Source organism: Microcoleus sp. LEGE 07076 (assembly GCF_015207455.1).
Classification (GTDB): domain Bacteria; phylum Cyanobacteriota; class Cyanobacteriia; order Cyanobacteriales; family Microcoleaceae; genus Microcoleus.
Genome location: NZ_JADEWV010000360.1, coordinates 1 through 3,708, shown reverse-complemented (window position 1 = coordinate 3,708; position 3,708 = coordinate 1). Strand labels below are relative to the sequence as shown.

Sequence of the window (3,708 nt, the reverse complement as noted above, 5' to 3'; positions counted from 1 at the left end):
CCGTTAACCCGCCAGCCCACCCGATCGCCAAACTTCTCCCAAACCGTAGCATCATAAACACCAGGCTTTCCCCCCGACTTTAGCCACAAACCCTTTTGCACAGAAAAGCCGAACCTCCGGTGACTGTGCCGAACCCAAAGTTGGTCGATCGTCTCCAAATCCTTAGCCGGAAACTTCCTAATATCTTCCTCGCTCAAATAACCCCTTGAAACTTGCTGCATCACCTCCAGCATTTTCACAGAAGTTTCCTCATCAGCACCCCGCCATTTTTTAGCAATTAGCAGCCTTTCCAACTCAGAATAATCAATACCTTTTTCCGACTCTAAATTCACAGAAATTAGCGGAGTACCACTCACCGGCTGAGTCGGTACAGAAGGATTCAGAACAGTTGCCTGCTGCAACTTTTCTGGCCCTGAGAGAACAATAGGAGGTTTTATCACCTCCAAAACTTCCGCAGCAGACTTATAGCGGTCTTTGACATATTCCTGAATCAACTTATCCAAAATCTGACTTAAATCCTGGCTAATCTTTGTTCCTTGCGGTAAAGCCTCCCTCCAAAGCCACCGACCTTCGAGCGGGTCGTAAAGGTCATCGTGAATGTCCCCGTAGATATCCAAATAAGGCATAACAGAAGTCAGCAAGCGAATGCAAGTCACCCCTAAACTGTAAAGGTCACTAGCAGGAACAGCCCTACCGTGACGCTGTTCTAGAGCCGCGTAGCCGGGAGTTCCCAACTTAGTTCCTGTTTTGGTCGGAGCCTCAGCTACTACCTGTTTGGAAACCCCAAAATCTATCAGCACCAATTTGCGATCGCGATTTCGCCGGATCACATTCTCAGGCTTAATATCCCGGTGAATTACATTCCGCTCGTGAACAAAATTCAGCAAAGGCAACAAATCTAACAGCATTTCCCTCGTTTTAGTTTCGCTATAAGCACCATACTTTGCTAACTCATCCTTTAAATTATTGCCATCAATAAACTCTTGCACCAAATACAATCGCCCATCTTCCTCGAAATAAGAAATCAACTGAGGAATTTGCGGGTGTTTTAGTTCGTAAAGCCGTCTTGCCTCCTGTTCAAACAGTCGGACATACTTCTTGAAATGAGCAGGCTTCTTCTGAAATTCTTGAGGTGGCGACAACTGTTTGATAACGCACAGTTCCTCAAATTTTCCATGATTTATAGCTCTAAAAGTTCTACCAAATCCCCCATCCCGCAGCGGTTCAGTAGCTGCATAAAGGTCTTTTAGCAGCAGCTTTGAACCACAATTAAGACAATACTTTGTGCCTGGTGGGTTCTGACGCTTGTCTCTTGGGCAATCGAGATTAAGGCAGTATGTCATATATTAAAAAAATGCGAACAAAATTATACTCACAGTGTCATTTTATTCAAGAGTCCGATCGCGAGTTGGTTTTTGTGGAGGTGAGATCCGGAACCTGTAGTACAGCAGCAGCCACCGTCGCGCTCGGAAACGCTCTCGCCAGACTGCCCCTGAGCAAGTATAACTCTCTTGAGGGTTTGACCTCAAACTCGAAATCCAAATCTAACGCTCAACCTCGATCGGGGGCAATACATTTGATTTCGCGGTCAAACAGCCAGCAGATTCAACAAAAATAGTAATTTATTACCGAGCCAGTTAGCTGTGCAACGCTGCAAAAAAACTTAGGATTCTGCCTGAGATATAATTTTATTACCAGAGAGAAGCAAACTAACCCGAGGTGTGGCAGCCCTCAAGTTGGCCCCAGCGAAGTTACCCCTGTTCTCGAATCGACCTCAATCTTTACCAAGTATAAAATTTTACCAAACCCAGGAAAAATCAACAATCGAAAAATCCCCAGCTCTCCCCAGATTCAAATAAATATTAGCTTGCTCGATCGCAATCCCAGCGCGATCTCGATAATTAACCTGTTTTCCTTGTTGCCTCTTTTCAGTTATTACCAGTGACATTTATTGCGATCGGTCTACTTAATTAGGAACTGCCAGTGACACCCAAACTACCGCCATCTAAAACTCCCACAACCCGCAAAAAATCATCAAAAGTACCCTGGTTCGAGCGGCTCATGGCACTGGTCGCCCTAGGAAATTTAAGCCTAGTATTATTTGACATAACATACGTCTCCGGGCGAGATTTTTACTTGCGGGAACTGCCAATTATCACCCAAATATACGACCCATTAAAAGGAATTAAACCCCACCGAGACACCCAAAAATATCTAAAAACATTAGAAGAATTAAAAAAACAAGTAGTAAAAACAGGCCTGCAATCTCCCCAAGTAGCAGCCAAATTGCAGGAAATCAACAATCTGAGCGCCAACACCATCGACGAAGACCCGTTTCGAGCAGCATCCAAAAGTGGCACCCTAGAAAAAATCAAAGACCGGATGCGCTCGCGCATCCCGAATCCGCAAGAATCCGCCAAACAATCATTCAAAACATTCTGGAGTCAAAACTATTTAAGCAAACAAGGCTGGCAACAAGAAATCACTTGGTTTGACGCCAAAATCAAGCCCTTAGTGGCCACCAACTATTACCGCACCATCGGAGAAAACGGCGAATTTACCGACAACTTCTGGCAAATCGACCTGCCATTCATTGCCATATTCGCGATCGAATTTCTAGCCCGCACCTACTTCATCAGCCGCCACCACCGCAGCGTCACTTGGCGAGCAGCCATACTCTGGCGATGGTACGACATCTTTCTGTTCCTCCCATTCTGGCGCCTGTTGCGAGTATTGCCCGTCACAATTCGCATCCACCAAGCCAAAATGCCCGATCTCCAACCCATACGCACCCAAATCAGCCGAGGTTTCGTCGCCAACTTCGCCCAAGAATTGACCGAAGTAGTAGTAATTCAGCTCATCAACCAGATGCAACAATCTATTACCACAGGCGAACTAGCCCGTCAACTATTTCAATCCCCCAAACAGCGATATTTAGACATCAACAATATCAACGAAATAGAAGCCATCGCCACCCATCTAGTCCAAATCACCGTCTACAAAGTCCTGCCCCAACTCCAGCCAGACTTAGAAGCCCTCCTGGGCTACAACATAGAATTATTTCTCAAACAATCCCCCCTCTATCAAGGATGGAAGCAAGTACCCGGACTAGGAAACCTGCCCGCACAACTAGCAGAGCAATTAGTTGCAGAGCTATCCAAATTAGTCACCCTCGGCCCCCAAGATGCCTACGAAGCCTTTAAAATCGCCAGCGAAGACCCCGTAGGCACCAAACTCTCAAGCCAGCTAGTCCAGCATTTCGGGCAAGCTTTAGGAGCCGAACTGCAACAACAACAAACCTGGCAAGAAATACAACTGCTGCTGTCCGACTTCCTAGAAGAATTCAAAATCAACTACATCCAGCGGTTGAGCGAAGAAGACTTCGAGAAAATTTTAGAACAAGCTAAGGAACTGCAGCGGATAGCCCCCCGTTAAACTAACGGATGTTAAAGGAAGAAGTCATTGGTCATTAGTCATTGGTCATTAGTCATAGTGCTGTCCCCCCAGGGGGAACGTCCAACGTCATCAGTCCAAAGTCATTAGTCAGAAGCAAGATAGAATCTTCTCCCCCTCTCCCAATCCTGACAGGTGTAGGTTTTTTACAATTAGGAGGAGTTACAAGCATAAAAGGCATCCACAGGAGTTTCAGGGAAAGAGCTCCAACGCTCAAGATGTATAGGAATATTGTTGAGTAGATTAGCCATCAGA

General features: G+C 45.9%; 3 protein-coding genes. 1 reads left to right on the top strand and 2 read right to left on the bottom strand.

Translation table 11 applies throughout. The annotated features are described in order from the left end of the window. Both IQ270_RS29000 and IQ270_RS28995 read right to left on the bottom strand, forming a co-directional pair. Positions 1 to 1,343: GUN4 domain-containing protein (locus IQ270_RS29000; protein ID WP_193976573.1), on the bottom strand; the 1,343-nt coding region annotated here is incomplete at its 3' end. Between the two features lie 455 nt (positions 1,344 to 1,798). Beyond that, entirely contained in the window at positions 1,799 to 1,948 is a 150-nt protein-coding gene (locus IQ270_RS28995) for a hypothetical protein (RefSeq protein WP_193976572.1), read from the bottom strand. Between the two features lie 35 nt (positions 1,949 to 1,983). On the opposite strand from IQ270_RS28995, the gene IQ270_RS28990 reads away from it, so the two are divergent. Then, positions 1,984 to 3,435, top strand: a complete 1,452-nt coding sequence (locus tag IQ270_RS28990) for a hypothetical protein (protein ID WP_339384423.1) — start codon at positions 1,984 to 1,986, stop codon at positions 3,433 to 3,435. Positions 3,436 to 3,708: the final 273 nt, after the last annotated feature.